Genomic DNA, 14,560 nt, shown 5'->3' with positions numbered 1-14,560 from the left:
TCGGCGGTGACCGGTGCGCCCGCATCTCGGAGCGTGCGGTGCAGGCTCAGCCGGTGGCCGGCCCCGTCCAGTCGGCCTGCACATGCCCCAGCCGCACCCGCTGCGGATGGTCGCCGACGGATACGGAGGTGACCTTCTGGCCGGTCGCGAAGTCGATGGCCGTGACCTGGTCGGCGCCGCTCTCGGAGATGATGCAGTCCTTGCCGTCGCCGCTGACCGTGGCCCAGTAGGGCTTGGAGGCGGTGACGAGGGGACCCTCCTGGAGGGTGCTGCGGTCCACGACGGTCGCGTAGTCGTCCATCGTCCCGGCGACGCAGAGCTTGGTGCCCGCCGGGTTCATCGAAATGCCGTGGTGGCGCGAGTCGTTGACCCAGGTGGTGCGGTCCTCGCTGGTCGCCGGGTTCTTCGGCAGCGTCTTCATCCGGGTGATCTTGTCGGTGGCGACGTCGTACTCCAGGAAGCCGTTGAAGAAGGACACCTGGAAGTAGAGCTTCGACTCGTCGGGCGAGAAGACGGCCGGCCGGACGGCGTCGGAGAAGTCCGTCAGCCCGAAGGCGTCGAGCCGGTCCCGCATGTCGATGATCTTCACCTGCTTGTACGTCGTCGCGTCCACGACGGTGATGTGCCGGTCGCCCTTGGTCCAGTCCCAGGCCGGGTCGTCGAGGGAGGTGTTGACGTCCCCGATGGCCATGTTCCAGATGTACTTGCCGTCCTTGGTGAAGATGTTCTCGTGCGGCTTGTCGCCCGTCGCGAACGAGCCGAGCTGCTTGCCGGTGTTGATGTCCAGCACGTGCACGGTGTTCGCGGTCGAGGCGGAGACCGCGACCCGGGTGCCGTCGGGGGAGACCGCCATGTGGTCGGAGCGGTAACCCGACACGGGGAAGCGCCAGTTGATGGTCCCGGTGGCGAGGTTGATCGAGACGACGTCGGCGAAGCTCGGCCGGGAGACGACCACCGACTTGCCGTCCGGCGTGGAGTACATGTCGTCGGCGAACTGGTCGTGGCCCTCGCCGACGCCGTTGCGGATCGCCATGAAGTAGATCCACTTGATCGGGTCGGCGTTGATCTCCGCCATCCGGGCGTCCTTGTCCGGGATGACGTTGAGCCGGCCGACCTTGGCGAAGTCGCCGGAGGACTTGATGACGTCGGCGGTGCCGTCCCAGTTGTTGCCGACGAACAGCACCTCGCGCAGGGCGGCGGCGGAGGAGTCGGCGGCGGTGGCGGCGGTCGCGGGGGCGGCGATGGTCAGGACGAGGGCGGCGGCTACGGAGCAAAGGTGCCTGGTTCTGAAGGCAGGCATGGCTGCTCTCTCCTCTGGGGTGCGGCGGGTGGCGGGTGACGGGGGCATGCCAAGCAGGTCACACGGGCGCTCGGCGTGAAGGGCGTGGCGTGAAGGGCTCGGCAAGAATCTGAAAAGAAGCTCCTTCAGATTCTTACTTACTGGAAAGTAAGGAAGAGGCGCCCTTCTCCACAAGACTGCGTACACGACAAAATTGGGGATCGGGCGACAAAGGAGGGTCCGTGACGGGGAGGCTCAAGGCGCCGACAGGGCGGTACGGAGGCAAGACCGCCGCTCAGCGGCAGGCCGAGCGGCGCAGCAGGTTCCTGGCCGCCGCGCTGGAGCTGTTCGGCGCCGACCCCGGCTACCGGGCGACCACGGTCGCCGCGCTCAGCGAGGCGGCGGGGTTGTCGACCCGTCAGTTCTACGAGGAGTTCCGCACGCTGGAGGACGTGCTGGCCGCGCTGCACCTCCAGGTCAACGACTGGGCCGAGGAGGCGGTGCTGACCGCGTTCGCCGAGGCGGAGGGCCGCCCGCTCGCCGAACGGGTCACCGCGATCTTCCGCGCCTACGCGGCGAACGTCACCGGCGACCCGCGCCGCATCCGCATCACCTTCGTCGAGATCATCGGCGTCAGCCCCCGCCTTGAGGAACAGCGCCTGGCCCGTCGGGCCCGCTGGGTCGACCTCATCTGCGCGGAGGCGAACGCGGCCGCGGCGCGGGGGGAGGCGGCCCGCCGCGACTACCGCATCGCGGCGACGGCCTTCATCGGCAGCGTGAACGGGCTGCTCCACGACTGGAGCGCGGGGTGGGTGGAGGCGACGCTGGACGAGGTGGTGGACGAACTGGTCCGGCAGCTGCTGGGGATTCTGCGGCCGGCGGGGTGGGATCTGTCGGCGGGGGAGGGCGGGGTGGCTGACGTGGCCGACGCGGCGGCCGTGCCCGACGTGGCTGACGGAGCCGGTCAGTGAGGCGGCTGCGTTCGGCGGGCGGGTCGAGCCGGGTCCGGAGGCGGCTGCCTCTTGATGCAGCGCGCCGCTAGGTCCCCGACCGACTCACCGCCTCCAACACCGGCCCCGCGCCGTCTTCCGCCCGAATCCGCGCCCCGACCTCTGCCGCGCGCCGCTCGAACGCCGGATCGCGGGTCGCTCGCATCAGCGCGGCGCCCAGGGCGTCGGCCGTCAGTCGGCGCAGCGGCAACGCGCGCGGCGCCACGCCCAGTTGCACCAGGCGCGATGCCCAGAAACCCTCGTCGAACTGGATCGGCACCGGGACCGCCGGGACGCCTGCGCGCAGGCCCGCTGCCGTCGTGCCCGCGCCCGAGTGGTGGACCACCGCGGCCATGCGGGGGAACAGCGCCGCGTGCGGGACCTCGTCGATGGTGAGCATGTCGTCGCCGGAGGCCTCCAGGTCGGCCCAGCCGCGCTGGATCACGCCCCGCAGTCCGGCCCGGCGCAGGGCGCGTACGACGGCCGTACTCAGTCGCGCCGGGTCCGGCACGGTCGCGCTGCCCAGGCCGACGTACACCGGAGGCGGGCCCGCGTCGAGGAAGTCCCGTAGCTGCGGCGGGAGTTGGGCTTCGGCGTCGTACGGCCACCAGTAACCCGTCACCTTCAGGCCCGGGCGCCAGTCGGACGGGCGGGGCACCACGAGCGGGCTGAAGCCGTGCAGGATCGGGTGCCGCTGCCGTTCCCGCGCCCGCCAGGCCGTCGTGGTCCGTACGCGGGGCAGGCCGAGACGTTGCCGTACCTCGGGCAGGGCCCCGGCGAAGACCAGCTCTACCGCCAGGCCGACCCCGTGCCCGGCGACGCGGTTGCCCGCGGCCCCCAGCGAGCGGACGCCCAGCATCGGAGGGCCGAACTCCCTTGTGGGAGCGAGGGGTTGGAGCGGCACATCCAGATACGGCAGCGACAGGCCCTCGGCGATGGTGTGGCCCAGCGGGCCCACCGAACCGGACAGCAGCAGCATGTCGCTTTCGCGGGCCGCCGCCAGCAGGTCGTCCGTCATGCGTCCCGCCAGGGCCCGCGCCATCGCCACGACCCGGACCAGCTTGCCTACTCCGGTCCCGCTGCGATGGAGCCCCTGCCCGCGCGAGGACTCCAGTTCGGCCCGCGGGTCCACCGGCAGCGGGTGGAAGCGGACACCCGACCCGGCGACCAGTGGTTCGAAGCGGGCGTGTGTCACCAGGGTGACCTCGTGCCCGGCTTGGCAGAGCCGGTGGCCCAGTCCGGTGTACGGGGCCACATCACCCCGCGAGCCCGCCGTCATGATCGCTACGCGCACGACGCCAGTATGGCGCCGGGAAGCGCCGCGGGACGAGAACGACCCGTCCACAACGGCCACTTCACGCCTGTCACATCCGTTGACTTCCCTCTCCCGGTGGCTCTAGTTTCGGCGCGCGACGCGTTCGGTTCACCGATCCTTGTTCGGTATATCGAATAGCCGCCTTTGTTTACCCGGGAGTTCCCCCGCCCGAAGGAGCCGCATGTACCCCCCGCCGCGCACCACCCGCAGAGGTCTCGTACGACGCCTCAGAGCCACCGCCGTACGCCTCGTCGTCCTCGCCCTGACCGCAGCCGCCGCGCTTCTGTTCGCCGCGCCCGGCCCGGCGCAGGCGGCGACGAGCCGTCAGATGGCCGTGCCCACAGCCCCGATGGGCTGGGCCTCCTGGAACAGCTTCGCCGCCAAGATCGACTACAGCGTCATCAAGCAGCAGGTCGACGCGTTCGTGGCCGCGGGCCTGCCGGCGGCCGGCTACAAGTACATCAACATCGACGAGGGCTGGTGGCAGGGCACCCGGGACAGTGCCGGGAACATCACCGTCGACGAGTCCGAGTGGCCGGGCGGCATGAGCGCCATCGCCGACTACATCCACAGCAAGGGCCTCAAGGCCGGCATCTACACCGACGCCGGCAAGAACGGCTGCGGCTACTACTACCCGACCGGCCGCCCCGCCGCCGCGAACACCGGCAGCGAGGGCCACTACGACCAGGACATGCTCCAGTTCTCCGAGTGGGGCTTCGACTTCGTGAAGGTCGACTGGTGCGGCGGTGACGTGGAGGGCCTGGACGCGGCGACGACGTACCAGTCGATCAGCGACTCGGTCGCGAAGGCCGCGGCCGCCACCGGCCGTCCGCTCACCCTCTCGATCTGCAACTGGGGCAAGCAGAACCCCTGGAACTGGGCACCGGGCCAGGCCCCGATGTGGCGCACGAGCACGGACATCATCTACTACGGCAACTCGCCGTCGATGACGAACCTGCTCTCCAACTTCGACCAGACCCTGCACCCCCTGGCACAGCACACCGGCTACTACAACGACCCGGACATGCTGATGGTCGGCATGTCCGGCTTCACCGCCGCCCAGAACCGCACCCACATGAACCTGTGGGCGATCTCCGGCGCACCCCTCCTCGCGGGCAACAACCTCGCCACGATGACGACGGAGACCGCCGACATCCTCAAGAACCCCGAGGTCGTCGCCGTCGACCAGGACGCGCGCGGCCTCCAGGGCGTCAAGGTCGCCGAGGACACCACCGGGCTGCAGGTCTACGGCAAGGTCCTGTCCGGCACCGGCAACCGCGCCGTCGTCCTGCTCAACCGCACCTCCTCCGCGCAGAACATCACCGTGCGCTGGTCGGACCTGGGCCTGACGAACGCCTCCGCGACCGTCCGTGACCTGTGGGCCCGTTCCAACATCGGCTCCTACGGCACGAGTTACACCACGAGCGTCCCTGCGGGCGGCTCGGTGATGCTCTCCGTCACCGGCGGCACGGAGGCGTCGAGCAGCACCTACACGGGCACGTCGAGCTTCTCCGGCGTGGTGGCCGGCAGTACCGGTGTGAAGGTCGTCGACGTCGCCTACACCAACAACACCTCCGCCGCCCGCACCGCCACCCTCAAGGTCAACGGCCAGGGCACGACGACCGTCTCCTTCCCGCCGACCGGCTCCTCGCAGGGCACGATCTCGGTGATGGTCGGCCTGGCCAAGGGCTCCTCGAACACGCTGACCTTCTCGAACGCGCCGACCCTCGCCGACATCACGGTCCGCCCCCTGCCGGGTGCCAACGGCAGCCAGGTCGTCGGCAGCCAGTCGAGCCGCTGCCTCGACATCTACAACAACACCATCACCAACGGCACCCAGGCCGAGCTGTGGGACTGCAACGGCGGCCAGAACCAGGCCTGGACGTACACCTCCCGCAAGGAGCTCGTGGTGTACGGCAACAAGTGCCTGGACGCCTACAACCAGGGCACGACCAACGGCACCAAGGTCGTGATCTGGGACTGCAACGGCCAGAACAACCAGAAGTGGAACGTCAACAGCGACGGCACGATCACCAATGTCAACGCCGGGATCTGCCTGGACGCGTACAACAACGGCACGGCCAACGGCACGCTCCTCGACCTGTGGACCTGCAACGGCCAGACCAACCAGAAGTGGGCGCTGAACTAGCGCCCTCCGCTTGGCCCGTCCGGGTGGACCCGGGCGGGCCGTGCACCATGATCGCCTCTGCCCGGCACGATCCCGCCGACCATGACGGTCGGCGGGACCTGCCGGTCTCCGCGCCGGGACAGCGAGGGCGGAGGCACGGATGCGCGGCAGAAGAGTCTCGGGCGGGCTGCTGGCCGTACTGCTGACGGTGTGTCCGACACTTCTGTCACCGCAGCCCGCCCGTGCCGACGAGACGACCGTCTCGGCGGACGCCGACCGCACGGGCTGGGACCCCGACGAACCGGGCCTCGCCCCCGACCAGGTCTCCAGCTCCGACTTCGGGCAGCAGTTCTCCACCACCGTCGACGGGCAGGTCTACGCCCAGCCGCTCGTGGTCGGCAGGACGGTCGTCGTGGCCACCGAGAACAACAAGGTCTACGGCCTCGACTCGGCGAACGGCGCCATCACCTGGACCCGCAGCCTGGGCGCTCCCTGGCCGGCCTCGGCCATCGGCTGCGGCGACCTCGTCCCCAACCTCGGCGTGACCTCGACACCCGTGTACGACGCGGCGACCGGCACGGTCTACCTCACCTCCAAGGTCAACGACGGCGCGGACACCCAGCACCCCAGCTGGTACGTCCACGCCCTGGACGCCAGCACCGGCGCCGAACGCGGCGGCTGGCCCGTGAAGGTGGCCGGCGCACCGGTCAACGACCCCGGCCGCCCCTTCAACGCCTTCACGGCCGGGCAGCGCCCGGGCCTGCTGCTGATGGGCGGCTCGGTCTACGCGGGCTTCGCCTCGCACTGCGACGTCAAGCCGTACGTCGGCTATGTCCTGGGCGTCGACACCTCGACCCGCGAGCAGACCCTGTGGGCGACCGAGGACTCGTCCGCCAACGGCATGGCCGGGATCTGGATGAGCGGCGGCGGCCTGGTCTCCGACGGCCCCGGACAGATCCTGTTCTCCACCGGCAACGGTGTCTCCCCGGCGCCCGGCCCAGGCTCCCGGCCTCCCGGCCAGCTGGCCGAGTCGGTGGTCCGGCTGGGCGTCAACAGCGACGGCACCATGTCCGCACAGGACTACTTCAGCCCCAGCAACGCCTCCACCCTCGACCAGAACGACACCGACCTGGGCTCCGGCGGCCCCGTCGCCCTGCCCGCGCCCGCCTTCGGCACGATTCAGCACCCACATCTGCTCGTCGAGATCGGCAAGGACGGGCGCCTGTTCCTCCTCGACCGCGACGACCTGGGCGGCCGCAGCCAGGGCAGCGGCGGCACCGACAAGGTGCTCGGCACCTTCGGCCCGTACGAAGGCGTCTGGGGACACCCCGCGGTGTACGGCGGCAGCGGGGGTTACGTCTACACCATCGGCAGCCGCGGCCCGCTGCGCGCCTTCCGTTACGGCACCACCGGTTCGGGCCTGCCCTCCTTCAGCAACACCGGCACCAGTACCGAGAAGTTCGGGTACACCTCGGGCTCGCCCGTGGTCACCTCGGCCGGGACGACGCCGGGCTCCGCGCTCGTGTGGGCCGTCTACTCGGACGGCTCCAACGGGGCGGGCGGCCAGTTGCGCGCGTACGACGCCGAACCGGTCAACGGCACGCTGAAGCTGCGCTGGTCCGGCCCGATCGGCACCGCGTCCAAGTTCTCGGTGCCCGCGACCGACGGCGGCCGGGTCTACGTCGGCACTCGCGACGGACATGTGCTCGCCTTCGGGCGGCCGTCCAACGCGGCGCTGATCGGGGACGCCGTGGACCTCGGGAAGGTACCGGTGGGGGAGAGCGTCCAGGGCACGGTGACCGTCACCGCCACCCGGGACGTGACGATCAGCGGGGTGAGCACGCCATCCGGGAGCCAGTTCTCCGCAGCACCACCCGGACTGCCGCGCACCCTGCACACCGGCGACACGTACTCGGTCCCGGTGACCTTCTCCCCGACCACACCCGGCGCGGACACCTCCGTGCTGAGCTTCGCCACCGACGTCGGCGACATCGGTCTCGGGCTCACGGGATACGGCACCAGACCCGGCCTCGTCGCCTCGCCGTCGAGCCTGGTGTACGGCACCGTCGCGACCGGCACGAGCAAGACCTTCGGCGTCAGCTTCACCAACACCGGCACCGAGGCCGAGACGGTCTCGGCGAGCGTGCCGCCCGACGGCCCGTTCAGCGCGGAAGGGCTGCCCGCCGACGGGACGGTCGTCCAGCCGCAGCAGTCGGTCACCGTCCAGGTGGCGTACACGCCGACGGCGGCGGGCGACGACTCCGGCACGCTGTCCGTCACCGGGCAGAACGGCACCGCGAGCGTCGCCCTCACCGGCACCGCGGTCGTCGGCGTGGCACGGCTGGCCGTCACGCCCTCCTCGACCGACTTCGGGCAGGTGAAGGTCGGCCAGTCGGTGACCAGGACCTTCGACATCAGCAACACCGGCAACATCCCGCTGACCATCACCAAGGCGGCGCCACCCGCGGCCCCCTTCCGTGTCACCGACCCGATCAGCGAGGGCCAGGTGCTCGGTCCGGACGACGTCGTGCACCAGTCGGTCACCTTCTCGCCGACCTCCGTAGGCGCCGTCACCGGCACCTACCAGCTGACCTCCGACGACGGCCGCGGCCCGCAGAACGAGACGCTCACCGCGACCGGAACCGCCGGCACCGGAGTCGTCCTGCCGGCCCCCGGAGCCGGCGGCTGGAAACTCAACGGCTCTGCCCAGCTCTCCGGCGACGACCTCCAGCTCACTCAGGCGAGCCCCGACCAGGCGGGCTCGGCCGTCTTCCCCGTCCCCGTCCTCACCGACGGCCTCAAGGCCGCGTTCACGACCGTCGTCGGCGGCGGCACCGGCGCCGACGGCCTCACCTTCAGCCTGATCGACCCGGCCCGGGCGACCCCGACCGCCCTGGGCGCCAAGGGCGGCGGCCTCGGCTGGACGGGAGTGCCGGGAGTGGCGGTCACCTTCGACACCTACAAGAACGGCACCGACCCCTCGGCCAACTTCGTCGGCATCGCCACCGCGGGCACCGGCACCTCCCTCACCTACGCCTCGACCACGACCGGCGTGCCGAATCTGCGCGCGGGCCCGCACACCGTCGTCGTGTCCGTCGCCGGCAAGACCCTCACCGTCACCATGGACGGCGTCCAACTCCTCAGGACGACAGTGGCCTCGCTGAGTCCGACGGCCTTCGTCGCCTTCACCGGCGGGACCGGCGGGAAGACCGACATCCACACCGTACGGGACGTGGCCGTCACCGCCGGCTCGTACGCCGTGCCGCCGCCCGGTCCGAACGGCTGGACGTACAACGGCAGCGCGGCCTTGTCCGGCACCAGCCTGGTCCTCACCCCGGCCACCGCCTCCGTCAAGGGCTCGGGTATCCAGGCCACCGCCGTACCCTCGGCCCGGCTGCGCGCCCGCTTCAGCGCCACGATCGGCGGCGGCACCGGCGCCGACGGCCTCGCCCTGCTGCTGCTCGACGCGTCCAAGGCGACCCCGAAGGCGCTCGGGGCGGGCGGCGGCGGGCTCGGCTACGCGGGCCTGCCGGGTCTCGCCGTCACGCTCGACACCCACAGGAACGGCACCGAGCCGTCGAGCAACTTCGTCGGCATCGCCACCGCCGCCACCGGATCGACCCCGCACTACGTCGCCACCTCGACGGCCGTGCCCAACCTGCGCTCCGGCACCCACACCATCGACGCCAACGTCACCGGCGCCGGGCACCTGGTGGTGAGCGTCGACGGACAGCAGGTCCTCGACCGGGCGGTGACCCTGCCGAAGAACCTGCTCGTCGGATTCGCCGCCGCCACCGGCTCCAGCACCGACAAGCACACCGTCACCGGCGTACGCATCGCCTACTGACCGCCCTAGGAGAGACATCGTGCGCAGACTGCTGACGCTCCTGCTGGCCGCCGCGGCCGTGTTGTCCTGCCTCGGTGCGGCACCGGAACCCCCGCCCCTGACCGTCATGCTGGGCGACAGCGACACCCTGGGCCGGGTGCTCACGGACCTGTCCGGCCACACCCTCTACCGCTACGACCCCGAGACCGCCGCCGGTGCCGTCGTGTGCCTCGGCCCGTGCACCGAAACCCGTCACCCCCTGCTCACCGAGCCCGCCGCCGAACTCCGGCTCCCGCCCGGCATCGCGGGCACCCTCGGCCGCATCACCCGCCCCGACGGCACCGGCGACCAGGTCACCTACGACGGCTCGCCCCTGTACACCTACACCGGCGACGTCCAGCCCGCCGCGACCGAGGGCGTGACGCTGGACTGGCACGCCGTCCAGCCGAAGGACGCGGCGCGTTAGCGCAGCGGCAGGACCACCACGCCCAGGGCCACGCAAAGGGCCGGCCCCAGCAGGCAGAGCGCCAGCGTCCGCTCGCGGAGTCTTCGGTACATCGCCTCGTACTCGGCGCGCAGCTCCCGGCCCCGCGCGGCCGTGTGCTCCCAGGAGGCGCGGGCGAGTCTCAGGTGCTCCGCCTCGAAACGGCGTTCCACCTCGGCCCGTTGACCCTCCGTGAGCCAGTCGAGCGGGGCGGTGAAACGGCGGGCGGCCGCCCGGCTCTCGGCGCGGACCGAGGCGAGGAGCAGATGGCCCTCGATGTCGTTGAGGAAGGCCTCCGTGTCGACGGGGTGTTCGTCCATGGCGGTCACAGCGACGTCAACTCCCGGGCGGGAGAGGCGGTTTCGGGGTGGTGCAGGTCGAAGGCCGGGGACTCGCTGCGGATGCGGGGGAGGGTGGTGAAGTTGTGGCGCGGGGGCGGGCACGAGGTCGCCCATTCCAGGGAACGGCCGTAGCCCCAGGGGTCGTCGGCCTCGACCCTCTCGCCGTACTTGGCCGTCTTCCAGACGTTGTAGAAGAAGGGAAGCAGCGACGATCCCAGCAGGAACGAGAAGATCGTCGAGACCGTGTTGAGCGTTGTGAGCCCTTCGGCCGCCAGATAGTCGGGGATCCGGCGCTGCATGCCCTCGGCGCCCAGCCAGTGCTGGACCAGGAACGTGCCGTGGAAGCCGATGAACAGCGTCCAGAACGTGATCTTGCCGAGGCGCTCGTCCAGCATCCTGCCGGTGAACTTGGGCCACCAGAAGTGGAATCCGGAGAACATCGCGAAGACGACCGTGCCGAAGACGACGTAGTGGAAGTGCGCGACCACGAAATACGAGTCCGAGACGTGGAAGTCGACCGGCGGGGACGCGAGCATCACGCCGGTCAGACCGCCGAAGACGAAGGTCACCAGGAAGCCGGTGGCCCACAGCATGGGCGTCTCGAACGACAGCGAGCCCCGCCACATCGTGCCGATCCAGTTGAAGAACTTCACCCCGGTCGGCACGGCGATCAGGAAGGTCATGAAGGAGAAGAAGGGAAGCAGGACGCCACCGGTGACATACATGTGGTGCGCCCAGACCGTCACGGACAGCCCGGCGATCGCGATGGTCGCCCCGATCAGGCCCATGTAGCCGAACATCGGCTTGCGCGAGAAGACCGGGACGACCTCGCTGATGATGCCGAAGAACGGCAGCGCGATGATGTACACCTCGGGGTGGCCGAAGAACCAGAACAGATGCTGCCAGAGCAGTGCTCCGCCGTTGGCCGCGTCGAAGACGTGCGCGCCGAACTTTCGGTCCGCCTCCAGCGCGAACAGCGCGGCGGCCAGGACGGGGAAGGCGAGCAGGACGAGCACCGCCGTGAGCAGGACGTTCCAGACGAAGATCGGCATGCGGAACATGGTCATTCCGGGCGCTCGCATACAGATGATCGTCGTGATGAAGTTGACCGCGCCCAGGATCGTGCCGAACCCGGACAGCGCCAGACCCATGATCCACATGTCGGCGCCGACGCCCGGTGAGCGGACCGCGTCGGACAGCGGCGCGTAGGCGAACCAGCCGAAGTCGGCCGCGCCCTGCGGAGTGAGGAAACCGCCGACCGCGATGGTCGAACCGAGCAGATAGAGCCAGTAGGCCAGCATGTTCAGGCGCGGGAACGCCACGTCGGGGGCACCTATCTGCAGTGGCATGATCCAGTTCGCGAAACCCGCGAACAGCGGGGTGGCGAACATGAGCAGCATGATCGTTCCATGCATCGTGAACGCCTGGTTGAACTGCTCGTTCGACATGATCTGCAGGCCCGGGCGGGCCAGTTCGGCGCGCATGAACAGGGCCATCACGCCACCGACACAGAAGAACGAGAACGCCGTGACCAGATAGAGCGTTCCGATCGTTTTGTGATCCGTGGTCGTGAGCCACTTGAGGTTCCTCATGCCCCGCCTGTGTCCGGACCGGTCGAAGCGGTCACACTCGACCGGTGCGACGAGCGTCACGGAGGAGGGTGTGACGATCCGGAAGGTGCCGGACATGAACGGGACATGAGCAACGACGAGATCTTCGCCGCTGCCTATCGCGAGCACTACTGGGCGGTCAGCCGCTATGTCGCGCGGCGACTGGACGGGCGGACCAGCGAGGTGGAGGAAGTGGTGGCGGAGGTGTTCACGGTCGCCTGGCGCCGCCGGGCCGACCTGCCGGGAGCCCCGCTGCCCTGGCTGTACGGCGTGGCACGCAACTGCCTGGCCAACGCGGTGCGCGGGTACGGGCGGCGGCGCCGGCTGATGGACCGGCTGGGCAACGACGACACCGCGCACGGCCGGCAGGTCGTGATGGGCCCCGAGACCGAAGCGCCCGGCGCCTGGGTGCACGAGGCGCTGGCCCGGCTCTCCGAGGCCGACCGGGAGGTGCTGCGCCTGACGGCCTGGGAGGAACTCGGCGTCGACGAGGTCGCCGTCGCGCTCGGCTGCGGCAAGCGGGCCGCGGCGATGCGGCTGCACCGGGCCCGGCGCCGGCTGAGAGCCGAGATCGACCGCATGCGCCCCACCCTCACGACCGGTACGACAGCCACGAAGGAGCACCACCATGGCTGACGAACTCGAACTCCTGCGCCGCGCGAACCCGATGCCGGTCGACGGCCCCCACTACGGCGACGGACCCCTGGACCACAACGGCGAACGGCACCTCGCAGAGCTGTTGCGGCAGCGGCCCGCCGGCCGCCGCACATGGCTGCGCCGCACGGCGGGGGTCCACCGTGCCCGGTTCGCCTGGGGCCTCGTCGCCGCGGCCGTCGTCACCGCCATCACGCTGACCCTCGTCGTCAGCGGTCCCGGCACGCCGCCCGCGGTGGCCGCACCCCGCCCGCTGGTCGTGCAGGCCGACTCCACCCCCGTACCCCTGAAGGTTCTGGCGGAGCGGGCGGCGGCTGCCGCTGGCGACGGGGAGCCGGAGTTGCGCAAGGGCACGCATGTGCAGTCCTGGAGCATGGGGATGAGTGACGACAAGCCGCCGGTCACCCTCCCGGAGGAGCGGGTCGTGCGCTGGAAGGCGGACGGCAGTCACACCGAGCTCGTGGTGGCCACTGATCCGCGGCACCCGGGTCGGCCGGTGCTGCGCGACGACGGTGGCGATCCCCACCTGGTCGAGGACGGGCACGTCATCAGCCGGCAGAGCTATCCGCCGAGCTGGAGCGACGCCCCGCCGGAGTCCCCGCCGCCGCACGACGTGGACCGGCTGCGCGGCTACCTCCAGGAGGCCGCGTCCCTCCACACCACGCCGGACACCGGTGAACTCCTCGACGCCGTCGACGTGTTGCTCGACCACTGGACCCTCGGCGCCCGAGAGTCCGCGACGCTCGCCCGGCTGCTGGCCGGCACCGAGGGGCTGCGGCCGGTGGGGCAGGTGACCGACCGGCTCGGCAGGCGCGGGCAGGCGTATGTGTACGAGGGGTCCGGTACCCGCCGGATGCTGATCATGGACCCGGCGACGGGCGCCGTACTCGGCCTGGAGACCACGTTCACGCAGGCCGAGCCCGAGTACGGCGTGCGAGCGGGGGATGTCATGGACTACAGCGCCTGGATGCGCTGATCACACCCCGAGCTGCCGGGCGGCGGCGTCCACGGTCTGCTCCAGCAGCGTGGCGATCGTCATCGGACCGACGCCGCCCGGCACCGGTGTGATCAGGCTTGCCCGCTCCACGGCCGAGTCGAAGTCGACGTCGCCGACGTTGCCCGGGTTGTAGCCGGCGTCGATCACGACCGCGCCCGGCTTGATGTCCTCGCCGCGGATCAGGCGGGGCCGGCCGACCGCGGCGACCACGATGTCCGCCTCCCGTACCACCGACGACAGATCCCGGGTGCGGGAGTGGCAGTAGGTCACCGTGGCGTCGCGGGCGAGCAGCAGCATCCCGGCCGGCTTGCCGAGGATGGCGCTGCGGCCGACGACCACCGCACGCTTTCCGGCCGGGTCGACGTCGTACTCGTCGAGCAGCCGCATGATGCCGCCGGGCGTGCACGACACGAACCCCGGCAGGCCGAAGCTCATCGTCGCGAACGAGGCGAAGGTGACGCCGTCGACGTCCTTCTCGGGCGCGATCGCCTCGAACGCGGCTCGCTCGTCGATGTGCTCGCCCATCGGGTGCTGGAGCAGGATGCCGTGCACGGCGGGGTCGTCCGACAACTCGCGCAGAGCGGCGGTGAGTTGGGCGGTGGTCGTGGCCGCGGGCAGTGCCACGTGGCGGGACTCGATGCCGGCCTTGCGGCAGCGGTTCTGCTTCATCCGGACGTAGGTGACGGAGGCGGGGTCCTCGCCGACCAGCACGGTCGCGAGACAGGGCGCCGTGCCGGTGCGCTCGGTGAGGTCGGCCGCCTTCTTGGCGGTGGCCTCGACGATGCGCCGGGCGAGCGCGGAGCCGTCCATGAGACGTGCCTGGGACATGATCCACTCCTGGGCTGTGGTGACCGGATCGCCCAGGCGCACGGCATCGACTCTGCGGGACCGCTCCCCGGTGGTACTCCACCTCAGCGCCAGTCACGGCCCGCCACGA

The 14,560-nt window shown here is 70.7% G+C and carries 11 protein-coding genes and 1 riboswitch; of the genes, 6 read left to right on the top strand and 5 right to left on the bottom strand.

The features are described 5' to 3' along the window. Nucleotides 1-46 precede the first annotated feature (46 nt). Nucleotides 47-1,300: a YncE family protein gene (locus ABZ848_RS21650; protein WP_360834080.1), complete on the bottom strand. Its 1,254-nt coding sequence runs from the start codon at nt 1,298-1,300 to the stop codon at nt 47-49. 221 nt (nt 1,301-1,521) lie between these two features. Here ABZ848_RS21650 and ABZ848_RS21645 point away from each other — a divergent pair, with 221 nt between their 5' ends. Next, on the top strand, nt 1,522-2,250 hold the full coding sequence (locus ABZ848_RS21645) for a TetR/AcrR family transcriptional regulator (RefSeq protein ID WP_360834078.1): 729 nt from the start codon (nt 1,522-1,524) through the stop codon (nt 2,248-2,250). A gap of 67 nt (nt 2,251-2,317) precedes the next feature. Here the strand turns inward: ABZ848_RS21645 and ABZ848_RS21640 are convergent, their stop codons facing one another. Continuing rightward, a complete protein-coding gene (locus tag ABZ848_RS21640; RefSeq protein ID WP_360834156.1) occupies nt 2,318-3,547 on the bottom strand; it encodes a glycosyltransferase in 1,230 nt (409 codons plus the stop codon). Between the two features lie 217 nt (nt 3,548-3,764). On the opposite strand from ABZ848_RS21640, the gene ABZ848_RS21635 reads away from it, so the two are divergent. From ABZ848_RS21635 to ABZ848_RS21625, 3 genes are all read left to right on the top strand, one after another. Beyond that, nucleotides 3,765-5,732, top strand: coding sequence for an RICIN domain-containing protein (locus ABZ848_RS21635; RefSeq protein WP_360834076.1), 1,968 nt, complete (start codon nt 3,765-3,767; stop codon nt 5,730-5,732). A gap of 139 nt (nt 5,733-5,871) precedes the next feature. After that, a complete protein-coding gene (locus ABZ848_RS21630) occupies nt 5,872-9,558 on the top strand; it encodes a choice-of-anchor D domain-containing protein (protein ID WP_360834075.1) in 3,687 nt (1,228 codons plus the stop codon). 19 nt (nt 9,559-9,577) lie between these two features. Then, entirely contained in the window at nt 9,578-10,003 is a 426-nt protein-coding gene (locus ABZ848_RS21625) for a hypothetical protein (RefSeq protein ID WP_360834073.1), read from the top strand. On the opposite strand, the gene ABZ848_RS21620 is transcribed toward ABZ848_RS21625, so the two are convergent. Next, nucleotides 10,000-10,341: a hypothetical protein gene (locus ABZ848_RS21620; RefSeq protein WP_360834154.1), complete on the bottom strand. Its 342-nt coding sequence runs from the start codon at nt 10,339-10,341 to the stop codon at nt 10,000-10,002. The genes ABZ848_RS21625 and ABZ848_RS21620 overlap by 4 nt on opposite strands. A gap of 5 nt (nt 10,342-10,346) precedes the next feature. After that, nucleotides 10,347-11,954 carry a cytochrome c oxidase subunit I gene (ctaD, locus tag ABZ848_RS21615; protein WP_360834071.1) on the bottom strand — a complete coding sequence of 536 codons (1,608 nt, stop codon included), beginning with the start codon at nt 11,952-11,954 and terminating at the stop codon, nt 10,347-10,349. A gap of 105 nt (nt 11,955-12,059) precedes the next feature. On the opposite strand from ctaD, the gene ABZ848_RS21610 reads away from it, so the two are divergent. Both ABZ848_RS21610 and ABZ848_RS21605 read left to right on the top strand, forming a co-directional pair. Continuing rightward, entirely contained in the window at nt 12,060-12,608 is a 549-nt protein-coding gene (locus ABZ848_RS21610; protein WP_360834069.1) for a sigma-70 family RNA polymerase sigma factor, read from the top strand. Next, the gene (locus ABZ848_RS21605) at nt 12,601-13,602 is read left to right on the top strand and encodes a CU044_5270 family protein (protein ID WP_360834067.1); all 1,002 of its coding nucleotides are present in this window, start codon (nt 12,601-12,603) and stop codon (nt 13,600-13,602) included. Before ABZ848_RS21610 ends, ABZ848_RS21605 begins: the two co-directional genes overlap by 8 nt. Here the strand turns inward: ABZ848_RS21605 and ABZ848_RS21600 are convergent, their stop codons facing one another. Continuing rightward, a complete protein-coding gene (locus tag ABZ848_RS21600; protein WP_360834065.1) occupies nt 13,603-14,451 on the bottom strand; it encodes a bifunctional 5,10-methylenetetrahydrofolate dehydrogenase/5,10-methenyltetrahydrofolate cyclohydrolase in 849 nt (282 codons plus the stop codon). A gap of 23 nt (nt 14,452-14,474) precedes the next feature. Continuing rightward, a riboswitch (ZMP/ZTP riboswitch) is annotated at nt 14,475-14,558 on the bottom strand. Nucleotides 14,559-14,560: the final 2 nt, after the last annotated feature.

This window comes from Streptomyces sp. NPDC047081, from assembly GCF_040643775.1.
Lineage (GTDB): Bacteria > Actinomycetota > Actinomycetes > Streptomycetales > Streptomycetaceae > Streptomyces.
This window is presented reverse-complemented; position numbering and strand designations above follow the sequence as displayed.

Coding starts and splice junctions, on each gene's coding strand:
- ABZ848_RS21650 (WP_360834080.1), bottom strand. CDS start 1,300: ATGCCTGCCTTCAGAACCAGGCACCTTTGCTCCGTAGCCGCCGCCCTC.
- ABZ848_RS21600 (WP_360834065.1), bottom strand. CDS start 14,451: ATGTCCCAGGCACGTCTCATGGACGGCTCCGCGCTCGCCCGGCGCATC.
- ABZ848_RS21635 (WP_360834076.1), top strand. CDS start 3,765: ATGTACCCCCCGCCGCGCACCACCCGCAGAGGTCTCGTACGACGCCTC.
- ctaD (WP_360834071.1), bottom strand. CDS start 11,954: ATGAGGAACCTCAAGTGGCTCACGACCACGGATCACAAAACGATCGGA.
- ABZ848_RS21630 (WP_360834075.1), top strand. CDS start 5,872: ATGCGCGGCAGAAGAGTCTCGGGCGGGCTGCTGGCCGTACTGCTGACG.
- ABZ848_RS21605 (WP_360834067.1), top strand. CDS start 12,601: ATGGCTGACGAACTCGAACTCCTGCGCCGCGCGAACCCGATGCCGGTC.
- ABZ848_RS21620 (WP_360834154.1), bottom strand. CDS start 10,341: ATGGACGAACACCCCGTCGACACGGAGGCCTTCCTCAACGACATCGAG.
- ABZ848_RS21640 (WP_360834156.1), bottom strand. CDS start 3,547: ATGACGGCGGGCTCGCGGGGTGATGTGGCCCCGTACACCGGACTGGGC.
- ABZ848_RS21610 (WP_360834069.1), top strand. CDS start 12,060: ATGAGCAACGACGAGATCTTCGCCGCTGCCTATCGCGAGCACTACTGG.